We start from the raw sequence: 24865 nt of genomic DNA, 5'->3' as shown, positions 1-24865 counted from the left end.
TGACTAACAAAGGATTGCTACCATGTTCTTGTCCGAACCGTTGCCCAGGGCGACTCGCTGGGGCATTTTGCTGGCTGGTTTTATGCTCGGCATCGTGCTGTATCTTACCGATCTGGATAGCACGAGTGGCGCATGGCTACCGGGGGAAAACCTGGTGCTCTATATTCGTACACTCTCAGTAGTGCTGGCTACGACGGTGGCGCTGCTTGTTGTGAGATTCAATTCGCTCCGCTTCTGGGGACTGGCGCTGCTCCCTCTGCCTTTTGTGGGGATGATGAGCGGCTGGGTCAACTGGAACGCCCACGGCCTGGAGCGCTGGGTTCGTCATGATGTTCTTCTTGGCTACCAGTGTGCGCTGGTGGCGATGGTCTTGCTGGCACTGCCCTGGCTGCAGGGGCGCCTGCGCCCGGGTAACGGCTGGGGAAGCTGGCGTGAGTTTTACAGTCAGCTATGGCGTAACGGGATAACGCTGCTGTTGACCGGGCTGCTGGTGCTCTTTTTCTGGGGCGTGCTGGCGCTATGGGCCGTGCTTTTCAAGCTGGTGGATATCACCTTTTTCGATCGTCTATTTTTCAGCACGCCTGCTTTTGCCTGGATAGCTACCTGTGCGGCGGCGGCGCTCGCGGTTACGCTCTGCCGCGACCAGAAGCGGGCAATTAGCGCTGTCAGGCACTTCTTCAGCGTGTTTACCACCGGCCTACTGCCGCTGCTGTCGCTGATTGCGTTGATGTTTCTGGCAACGCTACCGGTGGTCGGGCTGGGGTCCATTTCACAGCACGTTTCCTGCAACGCGCTGCTGAACACCCTGACGCTGATGGTGATGGTTACCGCCGCAGTGGTCTGGCACCCGGAAAGAGAGGCGCGGCCTTACCCGACCTGGCTGGATGGCCTGATTAAGCTGACGCTGCTGCTTTCTCCGGTTTATGCCCTGCTGGCAAGTTATGCGCTTTGGCAGCGCGTTTCGGCATACGGTTGGACACCTGCCCGGGTATATGCAGCGCTGATAACCTTAGCTGTCGTGGTGTGGGCCTTCGGCTATGCGGTGACTCTTATTCGCCAGCGTCGTGAAGCCATATTGCAGCCGGGCTATATCAACCGTATGGTTTTATTGCTGGCTCTTGCCCTGCTGGTTGCCGTTAACTCCCCGTTGCTCGACCCTTATCGCATTAGCGTGAACAATCAAATGGCTCGCTACCACAGCGGCGTGCTGAAGCCGGAGAAACTGAGCTTGTCGATGCTGCAATCCTCCGGGCGGCGCGGTTACGATGCAATGCGTGAGCTGCAACAAGACCCGCTATTCAGCGCCAGCCCGGAACGTAAAAGGCAGCTCGCCAGGATATTGAGCGACAGCAAGGCGAACGGCTTTGCCGCCGTGAAGCTTACGGTTGAATCGCTGCGCCAGCGCATCGTACTGGCGGATAAGAACCGCGTACCGGAAAACGCCTGGTGGCAGGCAATGGTAAAAGACGAAAGCTACCAGGCAAGAGAGTGTCTGGACGACGATGACAAATGCCTGCTGGTGGGGATGGATCTTAACGGCGACGGCAAGGACGAATGGCTGCTTTGCCAGCCGGAAATGAGCTACTGCAAAGTGTATGGAAAAATAGACGGCGGCTGGAAGGACATTGGCCAGGCCCGTGACCTGGATAAAAACCAGATGATGGCGGCCCTGAAGCAGGCGGCAACGGAAGGTAAGTTAACGGCGGCCCCGAAGGCATGGCAGGACGTGATGGTGGATGGTCAGCGGGTCAAGGTTGATTACTACCGCTAAGGAAAAAACGCCTCCGCTGGCGGAGGCGTTTAACAGATTTAGTGGATCTGAGGGTCAGCCGGAGAGGCATTTTTGCGGATAGCCGCAATATCCATAGCATCAAACACGTAGTGGCTACCGCAGTAATCACAGTTCATGTCTATTTCATTATCTTCCGCGAGGATGCTGTCGATCTCTTCGTCCGGGAGAGTGCGCAGCGCATCCGCACAGCGCTCGCGGGAGCAGGTGCACTTAAACTCTACCGCCTGCGGATCGTACAGGGTGACTTCTTCCTCGTGATACAGGCGCCACAGCACATCATTAGCCGGAAGCGTCAGCAGCTCTTCAGCCTTGATAGTTTCGGTCAGCATTGCCAGGTGGTTAAAGTCGTCGGTCTGGGCATTTTGCGCAGGAAGGACCTGTAACAACATGCCGCCAGCGGCCGCTTTCCCTTCAAATTCGCCGGTGCGAATGAACAGGCGGGTTGGCAACTGCTCTGAACGCATGAAGTAATCTTCAAGGCAGGCCGCCAGCGTGTCGCCTTCCAGGCCTACAACGCCCTGGTAGCGTTCGCCTTCGCTCGGGGTGATAGTGATAACCAGATAGCCGTTGCCTACCAGGTCTTTCAGCTCGGCTTCAGCCGGGATTTCACCCTGAACGCGAGCTACGCCGCGCATCTGCTGTTTGTTATTGCCGTTGATCACCGCCAGAGTCATCGGGCCATCGCCCTGCAACTGAACGGTAATGTCGCCGTCAAACTTCAGGGTGGCCGTCAGCAGGCTGGTCGCAACCAGCAGCTCGCCGAGGATTTTTTTGACCGGCTGCGGGTAATCATGGTTTTCCATGATCTGCTGCCAGGTTTCAGAAACCGTCACCAGCTCGCCGCGTACGGCGTAGTTTTCAAACAGATAGCGGTGTAGTTGGTCGTGTTGAGTCATCGTCATCTCTCTTGCTGGTGGGCGGGCTACTCCTCGCCACCGTGTTTAAATTTCATCAAATCCCGGCGCTCTTTTTTATCCGGGCGGCGGTCGGGATGCGGCATGGTCAGCGCATTCATCTTGCGCGCCAGCGCCACTTTTTCCCGTTTGGCGATGCTTTCCGCCGTCTCTTCATAAAGCTGGGTGGCTTCCGTCGCCGGCCTACGCTGTTCGGTAATCGCGAGGATGTTAACGGTGCGCTCGTCGTTACCCTGGCGCAGGGTGAGAACCGCATTCAGCTCCACCAGCTTGCTGGGTTTGCTACGCTGCCCGTTATAATGCACTTTGCCGCCTTCAATCATCTCCCGCGCCACGGCTCGGGTTTTATAGAAACGGGCGGCCCACAGCCATTTATCCAGGCGCACCCCTTCGGCCGTTTTGTCTTTCATCACGCCTCCTTGACGGAAAGCGATGGGATCAGAGTTCGGTAATCGCTAAGGCCGGGATGGCGGGTGAAGGTTTTTTCCGCTTCACCGGAATCCGGGTTCAGCACGCCAAAGCAGTAACGAATACCAAAATTTGCCGCGGCATCAAGAATCGCTTCGCTATCGTCGATAAACACCGTTCTGGCCGGATCGAATCCGGTATGCCCGGCCACCGCCTGCCATAAACGTCTATCTTCTTTCGGATAACCAAATGTGTGGGTCGAAAGCAATAAATCAAGGTGCTGGTCTAAACCGGTATGTTCAAGTTTCACCGCCAGGTTGTGCGGATGGGCGTTGGTCAGCAGAATACGGCGTTTCCCGCTGGCTTTTAACGCCTCCAGAAACGGCACCGTATCATCGCGCAGCGCGGCATTTGGCCCCTGTTCCGTTGTCATCTCGCGGATATCCAGCCCGAGCTTTTCGCTCCAGTAATCGAGACAGTACCAGTTTAGCGTATGCTGTACGGCGTGGTACTCATGCGATATGAGCTGATGGGCTTCCTGTAGCGGAATGCCTCGCTTAAGACTGATGGTTTCCGGCACCAGCTTTTTCCAGAAATGGTTATCGAAGGCCAGGTCCAGCAGGGTCCCGTCCATATCCAGCAGCAGGGTGTCAACGTCCTGCCAGGCTATTGTACCAGGCATAGGTTTCAGTCTCGGTAGAGGAAAATTTGCGTACCAGGGTAGCACAACCCGGTACGCAAAGTTTACCCGTAACGGCTACCGCAAAAGGGATGGCGGAGTCAGCGTCGGGTTGATGCAGTTGTCGTAGTAGCGATGAATTTCGGCCAGTCTTGTGCTGGCGCGGCGATAGCGGGTAATAGCCAGCACGGTATTGATGACGAAGCATGCCAGCATCGCTATCAGCATCAGAGAAATGCTGATGTAGCTCCAAAGGCTATGCGTGTCGGAGATACGGTGCAGGGTAACGTGCTGAGTGCCGTTGGCATCGGTATAGACCCCGGTGATTATCCCCTCGGCGTGGAAAGGCGTTTGCAGCAGCATATCCGCCAGGCGAAGGAACTCTGTCCACTGCTCCTGGGCCGGGAAGTCATACAGTGAAACCGGCGGCAGCGGCTGATCGACAAGGTCGCCACCTTCATCATTAATTATCACGTAGCCGCCCGGCGCCGGGCTGTTCAGCGACTGCGCGGCGCGCGCGGTTTCACGAATAAAGAATGGCGCGGTGGACGTCGTGACCAGATTATCCAGCGATTCGGCGCTAACCGGCCGCAGCAGAACGTTCACTCCGGTCAGCTTGCCCGAATCTGCCCGTTTTATCAGCGAGTCCCAGTCTTTGGTGTTGCCCAAATTCACCAGCGCATTTTTCAGGCGTACACATTCATCTTCTGCGGTACACAGCGCCTGTGTCTTTTTCACAATACCGGCGAAATCGTCCAGCAGCACCATGCCCGACTTCTGGATGGCATCCGCCAGCTGCGGGTTAACCTTGCTGTCGGCTTCGTCGCCCTGAGGGTGGATTTGCCCGCTAACCGCCTTCGTCAACGCAACCGCCTTGTCCATGACCTCGGACTCCGGCAGCGGAAGAGGGCGCGCGGTATTCCAGATAATTTGCGAGCAGTCGAACGGGGTGAACGGGAAGCTCTGACGCGAACTGTACCCGCCCGGAGTATGGATGTTGCACATGCCGGTGCCGTTCACTCTCAGCGTGTCGCCAACCTGTAGCTTGTATTGCTCCAGCTCTTTAACGCTGGTTGCCTCGATGGACTGCGCGCCTTTTAACCAGGAAACGCTGAGCTTGATGGGCATCTCCAGCGGCACCCAAAGCGTCATCATCAGCAGAACCAGCAGCGCACCGGAGGCGATCAGCAGGTTGCGCACCCAGTGCTGAAGCGGGAAATTGCGCACCTCGTCATGCAGCGAGAGGAAGCGCCCCTGGCGCACAACGTGGCGGTCGAGGTAGATATCAATATCGGTTTTCTGCCCGAGATCCTGGGTAACAAAAGGCTGCCAGTGCGGCGGATAGATAAGGTCGATAATGCCGAGGGATATATTGTTGACCTGCTCCTGATTGGACTCGCCAAACAGCCCCCAGCGTTTGGGCGTACCGCGCAGGCAGTGGATCTCGCGCAGCGCATTTTTGGCCGGTGGCGCAAACAGCCCCCACAAACCAGCGGCTACCAGCAGCGCTGAACCACCGAGCAGCCACGGCAGAAATACCGGCGGCGTAACCAGACTCAGGAACAGCATAATGAATGCGACGCAGATAAGCGCGGCCTCGCGGATCCCGTCCGGGCGGCTCAGGGAATACTCTTCCTCGGTTTCCTGACGAATATTCAGCAGCTCAATTTGCTCGCTTTCTTCACCGCGAATCGAGGCCTGCGTGCCGGAATAGCCTTCGATAGCGTATTGCTGGCTGTCCAGAGCGTCATTTTGCAACGTATTGCCGTTGAGAGAGATAACCAGCGGAATGGTGCTGGTGCGGATAAGCTCCACGTCGTTATCGTTGGTAATGTACTGTTCCCAGAACGGCGGCAAATGGACTTCAACCGAGTCCAGATAGTAGCGCCATTTATTGGCGTCGTCGGCAGACAGACCGTAGCGGGTAATCGAGCGGGTAAGTGAGATAACCGTGTTGCTTTGCGCGGTCAGCGTCAGTTTTGGCGGCGGATTGCTTGCACCTGAGGGGCCAATCAGCTCCTGGGTGCGTGAATAGCGCTCAAGATAATTTTCGACGGCAATACGCTCTTCCGGAGTCAGTTTGCGGGTTGTGGCTCCGGGGAACGAATGTTCACGCGGAACCCGGGCGCGCAGCCTCAGGCTCCGCCAGATTAGCCATCCGGCAATCAGGGCGCAGGCCAGCATAGCAGCTAACAGAAATAATAAGGTGCTCATGCTTTCCCCATCAAACAATCGTCTTTTTCATCAAGCGCGGCAAAAGATCGGCCCTTCAAAAGGTTAAGAGATCAGAAATCATTATCGGCAGGTGAGAGTGCTAACTTAAGCTGTTTTTATAATAAACAACCTGCAGTAACACAATGTTAGCAAAGCGACTTCGTCTGAAATACAAGTAAATTCCTATTCCATACTACCTGTCTTGACAGGGGCGCGCATTACGTGTTTTGGAAAAACATCAAGTTGCAAAAATGTAAATAATAGCCAATGCTCGTTGCGCAATATGTGCGGCATGCCGCACAATAACTTACCTCTTTCACTGTTGATCCCAGCCACATGAGCAAATCTCTTAAAAAACCAACGATTTTACATGTAGAAACCGTGGCGCGTTCGCGACTTTTTAACGTCGAAACGGTGGATCTGGAGTTTAGCAATGGCGTGCGCCGCGTTTACGAGCGGATGCGACCTTCCTCGCGTGAGGCGGTGATGATCGTGCCTATTGTTGATGACCACCTGATCCTTATTCGTGAATACGCCGTAGGCACCGAATCCTATGAATTGGGTTTCCCTAAGGGCCTGATTGACCCGGGTGAAACGGTGTTTGAAGCCGCTAACCGCGAGCTGAAAGAGGAAGTTGGCTTTGGTGCAAACCAGCTGACATTCCTGAAAAAATTGACCATGGCGCCGTCCTATTTCTCAAGCAAAATGAACATCGTTATCGCTGAGGATCTCTACCCGGAGTCGCTGGAAGGGGACGAGCCGGAAGAGCTGGTGCAGGAGCGCTGGCCGCTGGCAAAAATGTTGGATTTGCTGAATGAAGAAGACTTCAGCGAGGCGCGCAACGTCAGCGCTCTGTTCCTGGTGCGCGAGTGGTTAAAACAACAGGGCAGGCTCTAGTTAGCAAAGAGAGAATGAGAAAGGGCCGCGAGAAGCGGCCCTTTTGTTTGGTTTAGAACAGCTCGTGTTCTTCGCCATTGTCGATAATCGTAGTGCCTACTTCATGCACGGCCTGCTGAGTAGGCTGGGTGCCCTCGATAAAGTATTCCTCACGGCTGTTACCGCCGTTGGCTAACTGACCGGAGCTGCGGTCGATATTCACGGTGACAATTCCCGGCGGTGGCGTTAGCGGCTCTTCCGGTACGCCGGAAAGGGCGACCTTCATAAAATCGTCCCAGGCTGGTTGAGCGCTCTTCGCGCCGCCTTCGTAACCTGAAATCTGATCTTTGATTGCGCCTGAAGCCGTGGTGCGGCCAAGATCGCGGCGGTGATCGTCAAAGCCAATCCATACCGAAGTTACCACACCCGGTCCGTAGCCGGAGAACCAGGCATCTTTCGAACTGTTGGTGGTCCCGGTTTTACCGCCGATGTCCCGGCGTTTCAGGTCACGCCCCGCTCGCCAGCCAGTACCTTGCCAACCCGGTTCGCCATAAATATTACTGTTGAGCGCGCTTTTGATCAGGAACGACAGCGGGGTATTTATCACGTGCGGGGCATACTCTTCGCCCTGAACTTTTTCCACCAGCGCTTTGTTCGCCTGCTCCAGCTGAGGCATCGGCACGTTGCTGTTTTGCGGCGTCTGCGAAACGGCTACGTCTTCCACATCCTGATTTTCCAGCACCGTTGATTTCGGCGTGTCGCCGTAGATAACAGGCAGGTCGCAGCTGGCACAGGCAACTTTTGGTTTTGCCTCAAACACGGTATTGCCGGTGTCATCGACGATTTTGGCGATGTAGTACGGATCAACCAGGAAGCCGCCGTTGGCCATTACCGAATAGCCACGAGCAACCTGCATTGGCGTAAATGAAGCTGAACCCAGCGCCAGTGATTCGGTGTGAACGATATTTGCCGCCGGGAAGCCAAAGCGCTGTAGATATTCTGCCGCGTAATCTACGCCCATCGCACGCATCGCGCGCACCATCACGACGTTTTTAGACTGGCCGAGGCCCTGGCGCAGACGAATCGGCCCTGCATATTGCGCCGGGGAGTTTTTCGGCCGCCAGTCGGAGCCTGCACCCGCATCCCAGCGCGAAATCGGCACGTCGTTAAGAATGCTGGCAAGCGTCAGGCCTTTATCCATCGCTGCGGTGTAGAGGAACGGCTTGATGTTAGAACCTACCTGGCGCAGCGCCTGGGTAGCGCGGTTAAATTTACTCTGGTTGAAGTCAAAACCGCCGACCAGCGCCAGTACGGCACCGTCGCGTGGGTTAAGCGAAACCAGCGCGGAGTTAACATCCGGCACTTGACCAAGCCACCATGCGGTATCAACTTTACGAACCCAAATCTGTTGGCCGGCCTGAACCACGTCGGTCACTTTACGCGGGGTAGGGCCCTGAGCGGTGTCGGAGCGATAAGGGCGAGCCCAGCGCATGCCTTCCATACCCAGCGAGACGGAGCTGCCGTCCGCCAGTAAAGCCGTGGCTTCTTCTACCGTTGCGCGGGTAACAACTGCCGGGAACAGCGGGCCATAAACCGGCAGGTTTTTCAGAGAGTCGATGATTTTCTTCTCGTCCCACGCGCTTTCACCCACTTTCCACAGCACGTTTGACGGGCCGCGATAGCCGTGGCGCATGTCGTAAGCCATGACGTTATTGCGAACCGCTTCCTGCGCGCCCTGCTGAATTTTACGGCTGACGGTGGTGTAAACCTTATAGCCATCTTCATAGGCTTTATCGCCGTAGCGGGCCACCAGGTCCTGGCGCACCAGCTCGGACAGATAAGGCGCGGAGAAAGCAATTTCCGGCGTGTGGTAGCTGGCGTCGATAGCCTGGCTACGCGCTTCGTCATACTGCGCCTGGGTGATATAGCCTTCGCTCAGCATGCGCGAGAGCACTACGTTGCGCCGCGCGACGGCACGATCCATGGAGTAAAGCGGGTTGAATGTCGAAGGCGCCTTAGGCAGCCCGGCAATCACCGCAATCTCGCTTAGGGTCAACTGATCGACAGTCTTGCCGAAGTAGACCTGAGCGGCGGCGCCTACGCCGTAAGCGCGGTAGCCGAGATAGATTTTATTCAGATACAGCTCAAGGATTTCATCCTTACTCAGCATCTGCTCAATACGCACGGCGAGAAACGCCTCCTTGACCTTACGCATCAGAGTGCGTTCAGGGCTAAGGAAGAAGTTACGTGCCAGCTGCTGGGTGATGGTACTCGCCCCCTGAGAAGCATGGCCGGAGAAGAGCGCTACGCTGGCGGCGCGGAAAATCCCCACCGGGTCAACGCCGTGGTGTTCATAGAAACGGCTGTCCTCGGTGGCGATGAACGCTTTTACCATAATCGGTGGGATTTGGTTCAGGGTCAGCGGAATACGACGTTTCTCGCCGTATTGGGCGATAAGCTCTCCGTCAGCGCTGTAAACCTGCATTGGAATTTGCAGCCGCACGTCTCTTAACGTCGCGACGTCGGGAAGCTGCGGCTCAATGTATTTGTATAGGCCGAATATCGAGCCAGCTCCCAGCAGAACGCAACAGACTGCAAGGATTAATAAGTACTTTACGAACTTCACCTTAAATTTCCCATTAGGTTTCAATTGGGCAGTTTCTAATCAACCGCGCGGTAGTATAAAGGCAAGCCAGGAGCTTTGATATACCCGTTGCCGTTTCGGGATCAGAGCCTTTCATCACTAGCTTGATAAGGAGATCGAAACCATGATGTTTCCTGGTTGGCGGATTGGCCTGGACATCCAGGCGGAGGGCGTACGCGCCGCGGCGGTGCAATGGCACCGGCAAGGGTGGCAATTGCGGCATTGGTGGTTTTTACCCTTCCCGGAACAGGGACTTGCGGACGGCATGTTACCCGAACCCGGCACGCTGTGCGAGGCGCTTAGCGCATGGCGCAAAGAGATCCCGATACGCCATCACTTGCGGGTAGGCTTTCCCGTTCAGCGCACTTTGCAGCGGCAGGTTCCCGCGCCGGACAGCCGCCTGCAGGAGTCGGCACAGGAGAAGTATATCGCCGGTGCTACGGCTCGCCAGCTGCAAATGCCCGCCTCACAGCTTTGCTATGACTACCCGGATTACGGCGAGCCGCTGAACGTAACGGCTGCCCGCCAGCAGGATCTGAAAAACCTGCTGGCGAGCCTGGCAAACGCAAAATTATTTCCCGCATGCATTACGCCCGGAGACAAGGCGCTTAGCGCTTTGCCAGCGGCATGTTATCCGGCGGATTGCCGCTTTTTAGCTCATGAAGAAGAACGATACTGGCTGTGGGCATCGGTTCTGGAACCGGGGCGCTCCGGCTGGCTTGATAAGCGGCAGGTGGCTGATTTTGCGGCGCTCTGCCTGCAACTGGGCGTAAGCGCCGGGGAGGTAGCGATTAGCCGTGCGAACGGTGCCGGTGCTATGCCCGCCGATGCAAAAATCCTGAATGCCTGGCAGCCGATTATACGCCATCAGCCGCCGCTGCCGGTTCACGGCGGGCTATATACCATCGCGCTGGGTCTGGCGCTGGGGCTCAGTCGCTAATGGCGGCGCTTATCAACCTGCTGCCGTGGCGCAGCCAAAGGCGGCAGCGGAGATTGAGACTGTGGGGCGGAACCATGCTGCTCGGCATGTTATTGGTTCTTACCCTGGCGGCCTGGCATACGCAACTGCTGAAGCTGGAGGTTAGCCTGCTGCGTGTTCAGGCCAGCAGTATGGCTTTGCAGCAGCAGACGTTGCAGGTGCTGCTGCAAAGCCGCCAGCGTGCGCTTAAAGAGTCTCAACAGTTGCGGGAGCGGCTGCGGGTCGCAGAGGCTGTAAGGGCAAATATTTCCCGCTGGGAAAAGGTGCTTAACGCGCTGGCGGCCGGGCTGCCGGAAAACAGCTGGCTTCTAAGCCTGAGCTGGCGCAACAGCAAGGTCTCCGTGCAGGGCGTAGCGGGGGATGCCGGTGAACTGAGCCGGTTCGAGGCGAGTCTTAGCGCTTTGCCGGGGAATTTTACGATTAAACCCGGGGAGTTACGCGACGAGGAAAATAAGGGCGTTTCCTTTAATTTCATCTTAGAGCCGGAAGGAGAAGCGAGTGAACCGCTACCTTAAACGGCTTCCCGGCAGGTATTTCGGCCTGCGTATCTCCGCCCTGCTGGTTTGCCTGCTCACCGTGGTTTTTATCTGCCAATGGCTGCTGGTTCAGCCCCAGCGGCACTTGAGGCTTGAGCTGATATCGCAATGCCAGCAGGCCGCGCAGCAGACTGCGGCGCGGCAAAAAAGCATTGCAACATTACCAGACATTGACCCCCTGCCTGCCGCTGCTCCGGCAGAGCCGTTTTCAGCGATGGAGGCGGTCAGGCAGTCGGGAGGAAGATTGGTGAAATGGCAACCGGGCATAAAACACTCTTTGCTGGAGATTTTGCTGCCGTGGCGAAAAGTCCCGGCACTCTTTCAGCAACTGGCGGGCTACCAGCGGCTAAGGCTGCCTGCTTTCGAATTAGGCGCAGCCGGAGAGCGGGTCAGAGTCGTGCTGACGCTGGAGTTCATCGATGAAAGCAGCTAGCGGGCTTTTAGTTCTGCTCCTGTGCTCGGTTTCATATGCGCAGCCACGAAATCCATTTATCGCACTTTCATCCCCCTGTGAGGCGCTGTTGAAGCGCCTTGACCGCTGGCAATTACGCGGCGTGTTTTATCAGCCGGGAAACAGTATGGCGCTGCTTGGCCTGCCAGCGCAGCAATGGCGCAGAGTGCGCACGGGGCAGGAGCTTGAGCCGGGCGTTCGGGTTTTGGCGATTGCCGGGCAGCGGGTAACCGCATCCCTGAGCGGGCCGTGCGAAGCAAGTTACTACCACTGGAGTTTACCGGGAGGAATCAATGATAAGGATCGTCGCAGTATTCGCGCTGGCGCTATTGCCGCTGGCGGGCTGGGCAACTAAAACCGTGACGCTCATGATTGATGAAGCTCCGGTTGTTCAGGTGTTGCAGATGCTGGCAGAGCAGCAGAAGCTGAACGTCGTGGTAGCCCCTGGCGTGCAGGGCAAGCTCTCTCTGCACCTGGTTGAGGTTCCGTGGGAGCAGGCGTTTCAACTGATGATCAAGCTGGCAGATCTTAGCGCTTCAAAAGTGGGGAATGTGTTACAGATCCAGCCAAAGCAGGACCCGGCTATGCTGCGGGCCCAGCAGGAGGCGACACGCAAACAGAGAGCACTTGAGCAGCCGTTAGTGCAACAAGTTTATATGCCACGCTATGCGGACGTTGTGGAACTGGCGGCAGGGCTCAAAGGCAGCGGAGAAAAATTGCTTGGGCCGCGCGGCAACGTAACCGTTGATAAGCGCACCAATCGGCTGGTTGTGAGGGACAACAAACAGGCGCAAAAGCAAATTGCCGCCTGGGTAGCCGACATGGACGTGCCGATGGGGCAGGTGGAGCTATCGGCGCATATTGTCACCATCAATCGGGAGAAGCTGCGAGAGCTTGGCGTGAAGTGGAGCGCAGCCGAGGCAGAAAGCGCGCCCGGTCTGTATCAGCCGACAACCGTCTCCAGCAACCTGGCGTTTGCGGCGGCAACCACTACGCTTGGTTTTAACATCGGGCGGCTGAATGGCCGCATGCTGGAGCTGGAGCTTAGCGCACTTGAACAGCAGCATCAGTTGGAGATTATCGCCAGCCCGCGTCTGCTGGTTGCGCACCAGCAGTCGGCCAGTATTAAGCAGGGTACCGAAATTCCCTACCAGGTCTCAAACGGTAAAAATGAAGCCACTTCAGTGGAATTTAAAGAAGCGGTGCTGGGGATGGAGGTGACGCCGACCATTAGCCAGCACGGCAGTATTCGCCTGAAATTACGCATTAGCCAAAATATGCCAGGCCGCAGCATCCAGCATGTGGATGGCGAAGTGCTGACTATCGATAAACAGGAAATTGAAACACAGGTGGAGGTGCAGGATGGCGAGACCCTGGCGCTGGGCGGGATCTTCCAGCAGCAGAGCAATAACACCCGTGATAGCGTGCCGCTGTTGGGCAATATTCCCCTTATTGGCCAATTGTTCCAGCATGAGGGTAAAAAACGCCAACGTCGGGAATTAGTGGTGTTTATCACCCCAAGACTGATTGCCGCGCCCTAGCGCGTTTCTTCTCCAGTCCGGGTATTTTTCTGCTAAACGGACGCCAGGTGTTTGACGGCAGAGAGGAATTAGCTTACAAGGTGTACCGTTTCGGGAGGCAGGGTAAAGAGAACCTGCGGCCGGGAAGCCGAAGCACGCTTTTCGCCCCGAGCCGGGCGGTGGTGATTTATTCGGTTGCCAAACCCCCTTGAGTGTTGAGATAATTTTTAGTCTGATTCTCGCACTCACGCTTATGAGGTTTCAGTTCATGTCCCGCCACAGCAGGTTGTTATCGGGCGGGTTTATCATCAACGAATTGTCTTAGTAGTACCGAAAAAATGGCAGAGAAACGCAATATCTTTCTGGTTGGGCCTATGGGTGCCGGCAAAAGCACTATTGGGCGTCAGTTAGCTCAGCAACTCAATATGGAATTTTTCGATTCTGATCAAGAGATTGAGAAACGTACCGGAGCTGATGTGGGCTGGGTATTCGACGTTGAAGGCGAAGAAGGCTTCCGCGATCGCGAAGAAAAAATCATCAACGAACTCACTGAAAAACAGGGCATTGTGCTGGCTACCGGTGGCGGCTCTGTGAAGTCTCGCGAAACCCGTAACCGCCTTTCCGCCCGTGGCGTAGTGGTTTACCTTGAGACCACTATTGAGAAACAGCTTGCTCGTACTCAGCGCGATAAAAAGCGTCCGCTGCTGCAGGTTGAGACTCCACCTCGTGAAGTTCTGGAAGCGCTGGCGCACGAACGCAATCCTCTGTACGAAGAGATTGCCGATGTGACGATTCGCACTGACGACCAAAGCGCCAAAGTGGTTGCCAACCAGATTATTCATATGCTGGAAAGCAACTGATTCTGGCTTAATCAAGTAACGCCTGCGGGCAAAGCAACATAAGGTGGGCTCCGCGTAATGGAGAGGCTGACAGTCACTCTCGGGGAACGTAGTTACCCTATTACCATTGCCGCCGGGTTATTTAATGACCCGGCTTCCTTTTGGCCGCTAAAAGCTGGCGACCAGACTATGCTGGTCACTAACGAAACTCTGGCACCGCTGTATCTGGACAGGGTTCGTGGTCTTCTGGAACAGGCAGGCGTTAAAGTCGATACCGTCATTCTTCCGGATGGCGAGCAGTTTAAAAGCCTCTCGGTGCTCGATACCGTGTTTACGGCGCTGCTGGAAAAACCTCACGGTCGTGATACCACACTGATTGCCTTAGGCGGCGGCGTGGTGGGCGATCTGACCGGTTTTGCTGCGGCGAGCTATCAGCGCGGGGTGCGCTTTATTCAGGTTCCAACCACGCTGCTGTCGCAGGTGGACTCTTCCGTAGGCGGCAAAACGGCCGTCAACCATCCCCTGGGTAAAAATATGATTGGCGCCTTCTACCAGCCGGCTTCGGTTGTGGTTGATTTGGACTGCCTTTCTACACTGCCTAAGCGGGAGCTGGCTTCTGGCCTGGCCGAAGTCATTAAATACGGCATCATTCTCGACGGCGAGTTCTTTGACTGGCTGGAAGAGAATATCGACGCGCTGCTGAAGCTTGACGGCAAGGCGATGGCCTACTGTATTCGCCGTTGTTGTGAGCTGAAAGCCGAAGTTGTCGCTGCCGACGAGCGCGAAAGCGGCTTACGTGCTTTACTGAATTTGGGTCATACTTTTGGCCATGCCATTGAAGCCGAAATGGGCTATGGCAACTGGCTGCACGGTGAGGCCGTCGCAGCCGGAATGGTGATGGCGGTGCGTACCGCCCAGCGCCTTGGTCAGTTCAGTGAGGCTGAAGTTCAGCGAGTTATCGCGCTGCTGCTGCGTGCCGGGTTGCCGGTTAACGGGCCGCAGGAAATGTCGCCTGACGCGTATATGCCCCACATGATGCGTGACAAAAAAGTATTAGCCGGTGAGCTGCGTTTAATCCTGCCGCTGGCGATAGGGAAGAGTGAAGTGCGCGGTGGAGTACCGCACGACGTTGTTCTGTCAGCCATTGCTGATTGCCAGCAGGCTTAACAATTAGAATCTTATAGTTTTTAACTTCGGGCGCTATGCGGACATGGGCATGCGTCTTTGAGTGGGGTGTTAAATGGATGAGTTCAAACCAGAAGACGAGCTGAAACCCGATCCGAGCGATCGTCGTCCTGGGCGTTCCCGCAAACCTGACGAGTTTGATAAAGAGCCGCAGATCAACGTTGATGACGTCGATCTTGACGCTGACGAACGTCGTCCTTCTCGTTCACGCCGCGAGCGTGAAGAAGAAGTTGAAGACGAGTACGAAGGTGATGACGGCATGGCCGCAGAACCTCGTCCTGCTCGTGGACGCAAAAAGGCAGCAAAACAGAAGGTGCCAGTTTCACGTCAGCATATGATGATGGGGATTGGTATTCTGGTTCTGCTGCTGCTGATTATTGGCATCGGTTCTGCCCTGAAAGCACCTTCATCCAGCCCTGATAGCGCCGAGCAGAAGCCGGGCGCTGAAAAGAGCATCGATCTCTCCGGCTCCAGTTCTGCGGCTCCGGCGGACCAGGCTAACGGCGCGCAGCCGCAGCCGGGCACTGCTCCAGCCTCTGGTCAGCAGAACCCGCAGGATGTTTCCCTGCCGCCGATTTCTTCTACCCCGACCCAGGCCCAAAACCAGCCGCAGCCGGAAGGCCAGCAGCGCGTTGAAGTCCCGGGGAATCTGAATAATGCGCTGACTCAGCCTCAGCAGCAGGGTCAGATTGATAACGTGGTCAGCAACTCCACGCTGCCAACCGAGCCAGCAACCGTAGCGCCGATTGCCGGTGTCAAAACCGAGCCGCGTAAGCTGGCCGGGACTCAGGAGCCGACCCGTAACGTTGAGTCGCGTCCTGAACGTAAGAAAACGGTCATTGAGCCGGTGCGTAAAGCTGAGCCTAAGCAGCAGGTTAAAGCCGAAAGCAAGCCTGTAGCAACCGCTAAGCATAGCGAACCTGCTCCGGCGGTATCTGCTCCGGTGAAAGCTCCATCCACCAGCGCAGCGGCTCCGACTCAGGCACCGAAAGCCACGGCTTCTGTAGCGCCAAAAGCTGAAGCTAAGGCCGAGCCTAAATCTGCTGCAGTGGCACCAGCGGGTGCCAGCGTGACCGGCGATGCCAGCGCGATTAAAGGCGCTCCGGGTAGCCATTACACTCTGCAACTTAGCTCCTCTTCCAACTCGGCTAACCTGAATGCCTGGGCGAAGAAAGAGAACCTGCAGCACTATGTGGTTTATCAGACTCAGCGTAACGGCCAGCCGTGGTATGTCCTGGTAAGTGGTGTTTATGCAACCAAGGATGACGCTAAACGCGCGGTTTCTACGCTACCGGCAGACGTGCAGGCGAAAAACCCGTGGGCAAAACCTATTCATCAGGTGCAGTCTGACCTCAAGTGAAAATAAGCGCAGTCGCTGTCGGAGCCTTTCCACAGCTGGATAAGGTGTAAATAGTAAGACAGCATGAAAAAAAATCGCGCTTTTCTGAAATGGGCAGGGGGGAAATTCCCCCTGCTGGACGATATAAAAAAGCATCTGCCGGAAGGCGACTGTCTGATCGAGCCCTTTGTTGGTGCGGGCTCGGTATTCCTCAATACCGACTATCAGCGCTATCTCCTCGCGGATATCAATAGCGACCTGATTAACCTCTACAACATCGTAAAAAACCGCGCGGACGAATACGTGCGGGAGTCTCGCCTGCTATTCACCAAAGCGATGAATGAAGAGGCCACCTACTACGGTTTTCGCACCGAATTTAATCAATGCCGGGATGAATTCCGCCGTGCAGTGCTGTTTTTGTATCTCAACCGCCATTGTTACAACGGTCTGTGCCGTTATAATCTGCGCGGTGAATTTAACGTTCCGTTTGGCCGCTACAGCAAGCCTTACTTCCCTGAGGAGGAGCTGTACCACTTTGCCGAACGGGCCAAAAATGCCACTTTTCTCTGCCAGTCTTATGACGTCAGTATGATAAACGTTGCCGCAGGTTCGGTAGTGTATTGCGACCCGCCTTATGCGCCGCTTTCCGCTACCGCCAACTTTACCGCTTATCACACCGACAGCTTCAGCATGGTGCAGCAGAAACATCTGGCGGACCTGGCTGAAAAACTGCGCGAGCAGAGCATCCCGGTGGTGATTTCCAATCACGACACCGAACTCACTCGCGAGTGGTATAAGAATGCTACCGATTTCCGCAAGCTGCAGGTAAGACGCAGCATCAGCCGAAACGGTGGAGCCCGTAACAAGGTGGACGAACTTCTGGCGCTTTATAAAGTAAAGCTTGCCTGAGCCGTTTCGCCCGCCGCCGAAAGATGAATGACTCATGGAGAAGCGGATGAAACAGTATTTGATTGCCCCCTCAATCCTCTCTGCCGACTTCGCCCGCCTGGGCGAGGACACGGCTAAAGCGCTGGCCGCAGGTGGCGACGTCGTCCATTTTGACGTCATGGACAACCACTATGTTCCCAACCTGACGATGGGGCCGATGGTGCTCAAAGCGCTGCGTGACTACGGCGTGACCGCCCCTATCGACGTGCATCTGATGGTGAAGCCGGTCGATCGCATCATTCCCGATTTTGCCGCCGCCGGTGCCAGCATTATCACCTTCCATCCGGAAGCCTCCGAGCACGTTGACCGCTCCCTGCAGCTGATTAAAGAATACGGCTGTAAAGCTGGCCTGGTCTTGAACCCGGCGACGTCGCTCTCCTGGCTTGACCACGTTATGGATAAGCTGGATGTTATTCTGCTGATGTCCGTTAACCCGGGCTTTGGCGGCCAGTCGTTTATTCCCCACACGCTTGAAAAACTGCGCCAGGTACGCGAGCGCATTGACGCCTCCGGGTATGATATTCGCCTCGAAGTAGACGGCGGCGTGAAGGCCGATAATATCGCTGAAATCGCAGCGGCGGGCGCAGACATGTTCGTTGCCGGCTCTGCTATCTTCGGCCAGCCTGATTATAAAGCGGTTATCGACCGCATGCGTTCTGAACTGGCTAAGGTAAGTCATGGATAAGTTTCAAAAAATTCGCGGTATCGCCTTCGACCTTGACGGCACGTTAATCGACACTGCACTTGGCCTGAGTCAGGCGGTGGATCTGGCGCTTTATGCGCTTGAACTGCCGACGGCGGGAGAAGAGCGTGTCGTGACCTGGGTGGGTAACGGCGCGGATGTCATGATGCAAAGGGCGCTGAAGTGGGCGCTGAAAGATAAAGAACCCGATCTCGCTCAGCTGAATATTGCGCGCAAACTGTTTGATCGCTATTACGCCGAAACGGTTGAACAGGGGAGTTTCCTGTTCCCGGGCGTAGCGGATACGCTGGCGGCCCTGAAGCAGAAGGGGCTACCGCTTGGCGTGGTGACCAACAAACCGACGCCGTTTGTGGTGCCGATGCTTGAAGATCTCGGCATTGCGCAGTACTTCCAGGTCATCATCGGCGGCGACGATGTGAAAGAGAAAAAACCGCATCCGGAAGCCCTGTTCAAAGTGATGGAAAACATGGGGCTGGCCGCGGACGAATTGCTTTTTGTTGGCGATTCCCGCAATGATATCCAGGCCGCGCAGGCGGCAGGCTGCCCGAGCGTCGGGCTGACCTGGGGTTATAACTATGGCGAAGCGATTGAACTGAGCAAACCGGACGTTGTGTTTGACCGTTTCGATGAATTACTGCCCGCTTTCGGGCTACCACCATTAGCAAATCAGGAAGCAGAACATGAGTAAGCCCATCGTCTTTAGCGGCGCACAGCCTTCAGGTGAATTAACCATCGGTAACTACATGGGTGCGCTGCGTCAATGGGTGAATATGCAGGATGATTATCACTGCATTTACTGCATCGTTGACCAGCACGCTATCACCGTTCGCCAGAACCCGGCCGCGCTGCGTAAAGCCACGCTGGATACGCTGGCGCTGTATCTTGCCTGCGGTATCGACCCGAAGAAAAGCACCATTTTCGTTCAGTCTCACGTACCGGAGCACGCGCAGCTGAGCTGGGTGCTGAACTGCTACACCTACTTCGGCGAGCTGAGCCGCATGACTCAGTTCAAAGACAAATCCGCACGTTATGAAGAAAACATCAACGCCGGTCTCTTCGACTATCCGGTGCTGATGGCGGCAGATATCCTGCTGTACCAGACCACTCAGGTGCCGGTGGGCGAAGACCAGAAGCAGCATCTGGAGCTGAGCCGCGATGTTGCCAGCCGCTTCAACGCGCTGTACGGCGATATTTTCAAAGTGCCTGAGCCGTTTATTCCTAAGTCCGGCGCGCGCGTAATGTCCCTGCTGGAGCCGACCAAAAAGATGTCCAAGTCGGACGATAACCGCAATAACGTTATCGGCCTGCTGGAAGATCCGAAGTCGGTGGTGAAGAAAATTAAACGTGCGGTAACCGACTCCGAAGAGCCGCCAGTGGTGCGTTATGACGTGAAGGAAAAAGCCGGCGTTTCTAACCTGCTTGATATCCTCTCCGGCGTGACCGGCAAGCCGATTGCCGAGCTGGAAGCCAGCTTCGAAGGTAAAATGTATGGTCACCTGAAAGGCGAAGTGGCGGAAGCCGTATCCGGCATGCTGACCGAGCTTCAGGAGCGCTATCACCGTTATCGTAACGACGAAGCCTTCCTGCAGCAGGTGATGAAAGAAGGGGCTGAGAAAGCCCGCGCTCGCGCCAGCGAGACGCTGAAAAAGGTGTACGAAGCGATAGGTTTCGTCGCCCAGCCATAACTTTTCCCTATGCATAACCCGTCGCCAGGCGGGTTATTTCTTTTTTGTGACCCCATTCTCCTTTTGTCATTTTCCCCTTTGCCATCTATATTCAATTTTATGAAGATATATTCATTCAATAAATTGAAGATAACCAATGAGCCGCAGCTTTATAAAAAAAGAGGGCGTAGCCCAATCCAGTCTGGCCCGTTATTTACTGGGTGAAAAATGTGGTAACCGACTGAAAACCATCGATGAACTGGCGGGTGAGTGCGGTTTCTCCGTTGGCCTGACGCAGGCGGCTTTAAAGACGCTGGAGAAGGCAGGAGCGGTAGCCGTTGAGCGCCGGGGGCGCAACGGTAGTTACCTGATGAGCATGGATAACAAAGCCCTATTAGCGTTCGCTGATATCGGCAATGTAGTGTGTGCTATGCCGCTGCCGTACACCCGGCTTTATGAAGGGCTGGCCAGCGGCCTGAAGGCGCAGTTTGACGGCATTCCGTTTTACTACGCCCATATGCGAGGGTCGGATGTGCGCGTGGAGTGCCTGCTGAACGGCGTCTATGACCTGGCGGTGGTCTCCCGGCTGGCGGCGCAAAGTTACCTCAGCAACCCTGAGATTTTTATCGCGCTGTCCCTCGGGCCGCATACCTATGTCGGCGAGCACAAATTGATTTGCCGAACCGGGCAGCAGGATAAGATTCGCCGCATCGGCATTGACCCGCGCTCTGCCGACCAGCGCATCATGACGGGCGTTTATTTTGCCGGGCAGGATGTTGAATTGCTGGATGTTTCTTACCACGAATGCTTGCACCGGATTGCTAAAGGCGACGTGGATGCGGTGATTTGGAACGTCAGCAATGAGTCGAGCCTGGAGGCCCTGGGGCTAACCGCGCTGCCGCTCAGCGGCGATGCCTGTTTCCTTGAGGCTTCAGAGGCGGTGGTGCTGACGCGAAGCGAAGATATCCCTATCCAGCAGTTGCTGAGAACGGTGGTGGATAAGAATGAACTGCTGGCCCATCAGCAAAGCGTGCTGAGCGGCGAACAGGAACCGAGCTATTGACAGAGGTAATCAGTATGGAAGACCGGCTCAACCTGCTATGTGATGCAGGCGTCATCGACCGGGATATTTGCGATGGCATGAAACAGGTGGTGTCCCAGTTGGAAACCCGCTGGGACATTCCGCTGCAAAATGACCAGGGCACGATGGCCATTACCCATATGGCGAACGCGCTGATGCGCAGCCGCCGTGGAGAAGAGGTTGGCCCGCTGGATCCCGAGCTGCTGGCGGAGATCAAGGCCGACAGCGTGTTTGGCGAAGTTGAACAGGTACACCACGCTTTACTGGTGCCGTTTAGCGTTCAGCTGCACCCGAATGAAGAGGGTTACCTGCTGGCAAACCTGTTCAGCCTGTGGCTGATCCACAAGAGCTAACGGATGTTGTTTGCGGCAGTATCTCTTAATTTAAATATTCAAAAAAATGATTATTTAGGCTGATTTGTTTCCCAGGTCGCGAGGCAAGGCATGTTTATTGAGGCACTCAAGGCACAGAATCCGGCGCTAATTAAGGCGGCTCAGGCCCTCTGGCAGCGGGGCGAAATCCTGCCGGACACTTATGTTATCGACGTCGATAGACTGCTGGATAACGGGCGTAAGCTGCTCGCCGCCGCGCAGCGCCACGGCATCACGCTCTATTTTATGACCAAGCAGATTGGGCGTAACCCGTGGCTTGCCGGGAAACTTATCGAGCTGGGGTTTCACGGGGCGGTGGCGGTGGATTTCAAAGAGGCCAGAACCCTGCGTGACGCCGGGATAGCGGTTTCCCACGTCGGCCATTTAGTGCAGGTTCCCGTGGCGCAGGTGGAAGAAAGCGTCAGCGGCTCGACGGAAATTATCACGCTATTCTCGCTTGAAAAAGCACGCGAGGTTTCTGCCGCCGCGCTGGCCTGCGGGCGGGTTCAGCCGGTGATGCTGAAAGTTTTTGCCGAATATGACCGCCTTTATCCAGGCCAGGAAGCGGGGTTCCCGCTAAACGAGCTGGACGATGTCGTGCGTGAAATCCTTGCGATGCCGGGAATTCGGCTGACCGGCCTGACGCATTTTCCCTGCCTGCTGTGGAACGATGAGCAACAGCAGACGCAGCCGACCCGTAACCTGATGACGCTCTTAAAAGCTCGTGACCTGCTGAAAGAGCGTGGGATTACGGTTGAGCAGATCAATGCTCCCTCGGCCTCAAGTTGCAGCACGCTGCCGATTCTGGCGCAGTACGGCGTTACCCATGCCGAACCGGGCCATGCGCTGACCGGCACAATTCCGGCTAACCAGCACGGCGACCAGCCTGAAGCCATCGCCATGCTTTATCTGACCGAGGTTTCTCACCAGTTTCAGGGCAAGAGCTACTGCTTCGGCGGCGGATATTATCGCCGGGGGCACGCCCGGAACGCGCTGGTGTTTACCGCCCCCGATACGCCGGTTGAAGCACGCCTGCTGCCGATAGACGACACCAGTATTGATTACCATCTGGCGCTCGAAGGTAGCTATCCGGTGGGCAGCCCGGTGGTGATGTGTTTCCGCACCCAGATTTTTGTTACCCGCAGCGACGTAGCGTTGGTTTCGGGCATTCAGAGCGGAAACCCGGTGCTGGAAGCGCTGTACGACAGCCTTGGGCACCCCATTTCGGGAGGGCAGCATGAGTAAGTTTTTGGTTCTGGTGATAGACAGCTTCGGCGTGGGGGCGATGGACGATGTACCTGAAGTCCGCCCCCAGGATGTTGGGGCGAATACCTGCGGGCATATTTTGCAGCACTTCCCGCAATTGCGCCTGCCGACCCTGGAAAAGCTGGGGCTGATCAACGCTCTGGGCTTCGCGGCTAACGTAATGCAGCCAAACGCCGACGCGGTTTATGGCACCGCAGCGCTACAGCATGAAGGCGGCGACACCTTTATGGGGCACCAGGAAATTCTGGGTACGCGCCCGCAAACGCCTCTGCGCATGCCGTTCTCAGAAGTTATCGACCAGGTAGAGCAAGCGCTGCTGGCCGAGGGCTGGCATACGGAACGAAAAGGCGCGGAGCTGCAATTCCTCTGGGTAAACCAGGCGGTGGCCGTTGGCGATAACCTCGAGGCCGATCTCGGGCAGGTTTTTAATATCAGCGCCAATCTTAACGCCGTGCCGTTTGAGCAGGTGCGGGCGATTGGCGAAGTGGTGCGCCGCTGCGTCAAAGTCGGGCGGGTGATTGCCTTTGGCGGCCTGCTTGAGAGCAGCGAACAGTTGATTCAAGCCGCTGAAGAAAAACAGGGCCGTTATATCGGCATTAATGCGCCGCGTTCCGGGGTATATAAAAGCGGGTTCCAGGTCGTGCATATGGGCTATGGCGTTGACGCCAGCGTTCAGGCTCCGCAGCAGCTGCATCAGGTCGGGGTAAAAACGGTATTGGTCGGCAAAGTTGCCGATATCGCGATTAATCCGCATGGCGTCAGCTACCAAAACCTGGTCGACTCGCAGGCGATTCTCGATATCACGCGGGATGAGCTGAATAAGCCCGGTAACGTCTTTATTTGCACCAATATCCAGGAAACCGACCTGGCGGGCCATGCCCAGGACGTCGAACGATACGCCGAGCGGCTGGAGCTGGTCGATAAAAATCTGGCTCTGCTGATGGCGGATATGCAGGCCGGAGACTGCCTGGTGGTGATGGCCGACCACGGCAACGACCCGACCATCGGCCACAGCAAACACACGCGTGAAAACGTCCCGCTGCTGGTGTGGCAGCCGGGCATCGTCGGCGCTCATCTTGGGGCACGCGCTACGCTTTCTGATGTAGGTGCGACGGTTTGTGACTTTTTCCGGGCGGCAGCGCCGCAGAACGGCGTTTCGTTCCTGCCGCTGCTGAATCTCTCTTCTGCAAGTGGAGTCAATCATGACGGGGCATAAGCATATCGATCCATCGGGCTATACCTATGCCCATGAGCATCTTCACATCGACCTTTCCAGCTTCAAGGACAACATTGATTGCCGCCTCGATCGGTATGAGCTGATTTGCGGGGAAATGAAGGTGCTTTACCAGCGGGGCGTGCGCAACATCATTGAGATGACTAACCGCTATATGGGGCGTAACCCTCAGTTTATGCTGGATATCATGCGTGATACCGGCATCAATGTGATGGCCTGCACCGGTTACTACCAGCACGACTTCTTCCCGCCGCATGTGGCGACGACGCCGGTAAAGGTGCTGGCTCAGGAGATGATCGACGAAATTGAAATCGGTATCGACGGCACGGAGTTAAAAGCCGGGATTATCGCGGAAATTGGCTCCAGCGTGGATGTCATCACGCCCGTTGAAGCCCGCGTTTTCCAGGCGGCGGCTATTGCTCATCACGAAACAGGCAGGCCGATTTCGACCCATACCTCTTTCAGCACCATGGGGCTTGAGCAGCTGGCGCTGCTGAAATCGTGGTGCGTGGATCTTTCCCGCGTCACCGTCGGCCACTGCGACCTGAAAGATAACCTCGACAATATCCTGCGGATGATTGACCAGGGAGCCTACGTTCAGTTCGATACCATCGGAAAAAACAGCTATTACCCGGATGAGAAGCGCATCTGGATGCTGAACGAGCTAAAGAATCGTGGGCTGCTCGACCATGTCATGCTGTCGATGGATATTACCCGCCGCTCTCATCTGAAAGCCAACGGCGGTCCAGGTTTTGAATATTTGCTTACCACGTTTGTGCCGATGCTGCTGGAGGCCGGTTTCAGCCAGCCAGATATCGATTTGATGTTGCGTGACAACCCCTCTGTCTTCTTTAAGTAAGGATTTTCCATGAAAAAGATCGGTGTCGCTGGCTTACAGCGCGAACTCATCAAACAAACCATCGAAACGGCCGCTCCGGGCTGCTTCGAAGTGTTTATCTATAACGACATGGATGCCGCGCTGAAGGTGAAATCCGGCCAGCTTGATTACTACATTGGCGCCTGCAATACCGGGGCAGGTGCGGCCTTGTCGATTGCCATCGCGGTGATTGGCTATAACCGCAGCTGCACCATTGCCAAGCCCGGCATTAAAGCAAAAGAGGAGCAAATTGCCCGCCTGGTGTCCGAAGGCAAGGTGGCATTTGGCCTCTCCGTCGAACATATCGAGCATGCCATTCCGCTGCTGGTTAACCATTTAAAATAA

The 24865-nt window shown here is 56.0% G+C and carries 25 protein-coding genes; 20 read left to right on the top strand and 5 right to left on the bottom strand.

From position 1 onward, the window contains the following. Positions 1-22 precede the first annotated feature (22 nt). Complete coding sequence (locus HMPREF0201_RS19835; protein WP_016538529.1) at positions 23-1771, top strand: DUF4153 domain-containing protein; 1749 nt, start codon at positions 23-25, stop codon at positions 1769-1771. Between the two features lie 38 nt (positions 1772-1809). On the opposite strand, the gene hslO is transcribed toward HMPREF0201_RS19835, so the two are convergent. From hslO to HMPREF0201_RS19815, 4 genes are all read right to left on the bottom strand, one after another. Further along, positions 1810-2688 (bottom strand): Hsp33 family molecular chaperone HslO, encoded by an 879-nt coding sequence (gene hslO, locus HMPREF0201_RS19830; RefSeq protein ID WP_083478404.1) that lies wholly within the window; start codon positions 2686-2688, stop codon positions 1810-1812. Positions 2689-2714: 26 nt separating this feature from the next. Further along, entirely contained in the window at positions 2715-3116 is a 402-nt protein-coding gene (hslR, locus tag HMPREF0201_RS19825) for a ribosome-associated heat shock protein Hsp15 (protein WP_016538527.1), read from the bottom strand. Further along, the gene (gene yrfG, locus HMPREF0201_RS19820; protein ID WP_016538526.1) at positions 3116-3796 is read right to left on the bottom strand and encodes a GMP/IMP nucleotidase; all 681 of its coding nucleotides are present in this window, start codon (positions 3794-3796) and stop codon (positions 3116-3118) included. Before yrfG ends, hslR begins: the two co-directional genes overlap by 1 nt. A 75-nt stretch (positions 3797-3871) precedes the next feature. Then, positions 3872-6007 (bottom strand): intracellular growth attenuator family protein, encoded by a 2136-nt coding sequence (locus tag HMPREF0201_RS19815; protein WP_016538525.1) that lies wholly within the window; start codon positions 6005-6007, stop codon positions 3872-3874. 336 nt (positions 6008-6343) lie between these two features. On the opposite strand from HMPREF0201_RS19815, the gene nudE reads away from it, so the two are divergent. After that, positions 6344-6904, top strand: coding sequence for an ADP compounds hydrolase NudE (nudE, locus tag HMPREF0201_RS19810; protein ID WP_016538524.1), 561 nt, complete (start codon positions 6344-6346; stop codon positions 6902-6904). Positions 6905-6956: 52 nt separating this feature from the next. Here the strand turns inward: nudE and mrcA are convergent, their stop codons facing one another. Then, positions 6957-9509: a peptidoglycan glycosyltransferase/peptidoglycan DD-transpeptidase MrcA gene (mrcA, locus tag HMPREF0201_RS19805; RefSeq protein WP_039898901.1), complete on the bottom strand. Its 2553-nt coding sequence runs from the start codon at positions 9507-9509 to the stop codon at positions 6957-6959. 142 nt (positions 9510-9651) lie between these two features. Between mrcA and HMPREF0201_RS19800 the strand changes: the two genes are divergently transcribed. From HMPREF0201_RS19800 to HMPREF0201_RS19715, 18 genes are all read left to right on the top strand, one after another. Further along, a complete protein-coding gene (locus tag HMPREF0201_RS19800; RefSeq protein WP_016538522.1) occupies positions 9652-10467 on the top strand; it encodes a type IV pilus biogenesis protein PilM in 816 nt (271 codons plus the stop codon). Further along, positions 10467-11021: a PilN domain-containing protein gene (locus HMPREF0201_RS19795; RefSeq protein ID WP_016538521.1), complete on the top strand. Its 555-nt coding sequence runs from the start codon at positions 10467-10469 to the stop codon at positions 11019-11021. Before HMPREF0201_RS19800 ends, HMPREF0201_RS19795 begins: the two co-directional genes overlap by 1 nt. Continuing rightward, the gene (locus HMPREF0201_RS19790) at positions 11005-11475 is read left to right on the top strand and encodes a HofO family protein (protein WP_016538520.1); all 471 of its coding nucleotides are present in this window, start codon (positions 11005-11007) and stop codon (positions 11473-11475) included. The genes HMPREF0201_RS19795 and HMPREF0201_RS19790 overlap by 17 nt, the downstream gene beginning before the upstream one ends. After that, a complete protein-coding gene (locus HMPREF0201_RS19785; protein WP_039898900.1) occupies positions 11462-11848 on the top strand; it encodes a HofP DNA utilization family protein in 387 nt (128 codons plus the stop codon). The genes HMPREF0201_RS19790 and HMPREF0201_RS19785 overlap by 14 nt, the downstream gene beginning before the upstream one ends. Further along, on the top strand, positions 11787-13034 hold the full coding sequence (gene pilQ, locus HMPREF0201_RS19780) for a type IV pilus secretin PilQ (RefSeq protein WP_016538518.1): 1248 nt from the start codon (positions 11787-11789) through the stop codon (positions 13032-13034). The genes HMPREF0201_RS19785 and pilQ overlap by 62 nt, the downstream gene beginning before the upstream one ends. A 317-nt stretch (positions 13035-13351) precedes the next feature. After that, positions 13352-13873 (top strand): shikimate kinase AroK, encoded by a 522-nt coding sequence (gene aroK, locus HMPREF0201_RS19775; RefSeq protein ID WP_016538517.1) that lies wholly within the window; start codon positions 13352-13354, stop codon positions 13871-13873. A gap of 57 nt (positions 13874-13930) precedes the next feature. After that, entirely contained in the window at positions 13931-15019 is a 1089-nt protein-coding gene (gene aroB, locus HMPREF0201_RS19770; RefSeq protein WP_016538516.1) for a 3-dehydroquinate synthase, read from the top strand. Positions 15020-15092: 73 nt separating this feature from the next. Next, entirely contained in the window at positions 15093-16397 is a 1305-nt protein-coding gene (gene damX / locus HMPREF0201_RS19765) for a cell division protein DamX (RefSeq protein ID WP_016538515.1), read from the top strand. A gap of 63 nt (positions 16398-16460) precedes the next feature. Beyond that, positions 16461-17285, top strand: a complete 825-nt coding sequence (gene dam, locus HMPREF0201_RS19760) for an adenine-specific DNA-methyltransferase (RefSeq protein ID WP_016538514.1) — start codon at positions 16461-16463, stop codon at positions 17283-17285. Between the two features lie 46 nt (positions 17286-17331). After that, on the top strand, positions 17332-18009 hold the full coding sequence (rpe, locus tag HMPREF0201_RS19755) for a ribulose-phosphate 3-epimerase (RefSeq protein ID WP_039898899.1): 678 nt from the start codon (positions 17332-17334) through the stop codon (positions 18007-18009). Further along, positions 18002-18715 carry a phosphoglycolate phosphatase gene (locus tag HMPREF0201_RS19750; protein WP_016538512.1) on the top strand — a complete coding sequence of 238 codons (714 nt, stop codon included), beginning with the start codon at positions 18002-18004 and terminating at the stop codon, positions 18713-18715. Before rpe ends, HMPREF0201_RS19750 begins: the two co-directional genes overlap by 8 nt. Beyond that, positions 18708-19712 (top strand): tryptophan--tRNA ligase, encoded by a 1005-nt coding sequence (gene trpS, locus HMPREF0201_RS19745; protein ID WP_016538511.1) that lies wholly within the window; start codon positions 18708-18710, stop codon positions 19710-19712. The genes HMPREF0201_RS19750 and trpS overlap by 8 nt, the downstream gene beginning before the upstream one ends. 136 nt (positions 19713-19848) lie before the next feature. Continuing rightward, complete coding sequence (yhfZ, locus tag HMPREF0201_RS19740) at positions 19849-20754, top strand: GntR family transcriptional regulator YhfZ (RefSeq protein ID WP_016538510.1); 906 nt, start codon at positions 19849-19851, stop codon at positions 20752-20754. Between the two features lie 14 nt (positions 20755-20768). Then, on the top strand, positions 20769-21125 hold the full coding sequence (locus HMPREF0201_RS19735; RefSeq protein ID WP_016538509.1) for a PRD domain-containing protein: 357 nt from the start codon (positions 20769-20771) through the stop codon (positions 21123-21125). A 90-nt stretch (positions 21126-21215) separates the two neighbouring features. Then, positions 21216-22388: a YhfX family PLP-dependent enzyme gene (locus HMPREF0201_RS19730; protein WP_016538508.1), complete on the top strand. Its 1173-nt coding sequence runs from the start codon at positions 21216-21218 to the stop codon at positions 22386-22388. Further along, complete coding sequence (locus HMPREF0201_RS19725) at positions 22381-23625, top strand: phosphopentomutase (RefSeq protein WP_016538507.1); 1245 nt, start codon at positions 22381-22383, stop codon at positions 23623-23625. The genes HMPREF0201_RS19730 and HMPREF0201_RS19725 overlap by 8 nt, the downstream gene beginning before the upstream one ends. Next, complete coding sequence (locus HMPREF0201_RS19720) at positions 23612-24502, top strand: phosphotriesterase-related protein (RefSeq protein ID WP_016538506.1); 891 nt, start codon at positions 23612-23614, stop codon at positions 24500-24502. The genes HMPREF0201_RS19725 and HMPREF0201_RS19720 overlap by 14 nt, the downstream gene beginning before the upstream one ends. Positions 24503-24511: 9 nt before the next feature. Next, entirely contained in the window at positions 24512-24865 is a 354-nt protein-coding gene (locus HMPREF0201_RS19715) for a DUF2620 domain-containing protein (RefSeq protein WP_016538505.1), read from the top strand.

Source organism: Cedecea davisae DSM 4568 (assembly GCF_000412335.2).
In the GTDB taxonomy this organism is placed as follows: domain Bacteria; phylum Pseudomonadota; class Gammaproteobacteria; order Enterobacterales; family Enterobacteriaceae; genus Cedecea; species Cedecea davisae.
Note: the sequence above shows the minus strand (reverse complement) of the source record. Positions and strands in the feature narration are given on the sequence as shown.

Bases quoted from the DNA above. Each gene is read 5' to 3' on its own strand.
- HMPREF0201_RS19835 (WP_016538529.1), top strand. From the start codon at position 23: ATGTTCTTGTCCGAACCGTTGCCCAGGGCGACTCGCTGGGGCATTTTG.
- hslO (WP_083478404.1), bottom strand. From the start codon at position 2,688: ATGACTCAACACGACCAACTACACCGCTATCTGTTTGAAAACTACGCC.
- hslR (WP_016538527.1), bottom strand. From the start codon at position 3,116: ATGAAAGACAAAACGGCCGAAGGGGTGCGCCTGGATAAATGGCTGTGG.
- yrfG (WP_016538526.1), bottom strand. From the start codon at position 3,796: ATGCCTGGTACAATAGCCTGGCAGGACGTTGACACCCTGCTGCTGGAT.
- HMPREF0201_RS19815 (WP_016538525.1), bottom strand. From the start codon at position 6,007: ATGAGCACCTTATTATTTCTGTTAGCTGCTATGCTGGCCTGCGCCCTG.
- nudE (WP_016538524.1), top strand. From the start codon at position 6,344: ATGAGCAAATCTCTTAAAAAACCAACGATTTTACATGTAGAAACCGTG.
- HMPREF0201_RS19800 (WP_016538522.1), top strand. From the start codon at position 9,652: ATGATGTTTCCTGGTTGGCGGATTGGCCTGGACATCCAGGCGGAGGGC.
- HMPREF0201_RS19795 (WP_016538521.1), top strand. From the start codon at position 10,467: ATGGCGGCGCTTATCAACCTGCTGCCGTGGCGCAGCCAAAGGCGGCAG.
- HMPREF0201_RS19785 (WP_039898900.1), top strand. From the start codon at position 11,462: ATGAAAGCAGCTAGCGGGCTTTTAGTTCTGCTCCTGTGCTCGGTTTCA.
- pilQ (WP_016538518.1), top strand. From the start codon at position 11,787: ATGATAAGGATCGTCGCAGTATTCGCGCTGGCGCTATTGCCGCTGGCG.
- aroK (WP_016538517.1), top strand. From the start codon at position 13,352: ATGGCAGAGAAACGCAATATCTTTCTGGTTGGGCCTATGGGTGCCGGC.
- aroB (WP_016538516.1), top strand. From the start codon at position 13,931: ATGGAGAGGCTGACAGTCACTCTCGGGGAACGTAGTTACCCTATTACC.
- damX (WP_016538515.1), top strand. From the start codon at position 15,093: ATGGATGAGTTCAAACCAGAAGACGAGCTGAAACCCGATCCGAGCGAT.
- dam (WP_016538514.1), top strand. From the start codon at position 16,461: ATGAAAAAAAATCGCGCTTTTCTGAAATGGGCAGGGGGGAAATTCCCC.
- rpe (WP_039898899.1), top strand. From the start codon at position 17,332: ATGAAACAGTATTTGATTGCCCCCTCAATCCTCTCTGCCGACTTCGCC.
- HMPREF0201_RS19750 (WP_016538512.1), top strand. From the start codon at position 18,002: ATGGATAAGTTTCAAAAAATTCGCGGTATCGCCTTCGACCTTGACGGC.
- trpS (WP_016538511.1), top strand. From the start codon at position 18,708: ATGAGTAAGCCCATCGTCTTTAGCGGCGCACAGCCTTCAGGTGAATTA.
- yhfZ (WP_016538510.1), top strand. From the start codon at position 19,849: ATGAGCCGCAGCTTTATAAAAAAAGAGGGCGTAGCCCAATCCAGTCTG.
- HMPREF0201_RS19735 (WP_016538509.1), top strand. From the start codon at position 20,769: ATGGAAGACCGGCTCAACCTGCTATGTGATGCAGGCGTCATCGACCGG.
- HMPREF0201_RS19730 (WP_016538508.1), top strand. From the start codon at position 21,216: ATGTTTATTGAGGCACTCAAGGCACAGAATCCGGCGCTAATTAAGGCG.
- HMPREF0201_RS19725 (WP_016538507.1), top strand. From the start codon at position 22,381: ATGAGTAAGTTTTTGGTTCTGGTGATAGACAGCTTCGGCGTGGGGGCG.
- HMPREF0201_RS19720 (WP_016538506.1), top strand. From the start codon at position 23,612: ATGACGGGGCATAAGCATATCGATCCATCGGGCTATACCTATGCCCAT.
- HMPREF0201_RS19715 (WP_016538505.1), top strand. From the start codon at position 24,512: ATGAAAAAGATCGGTGTCGCTGGCTTACAGCGCGAACTCATCAAACAA.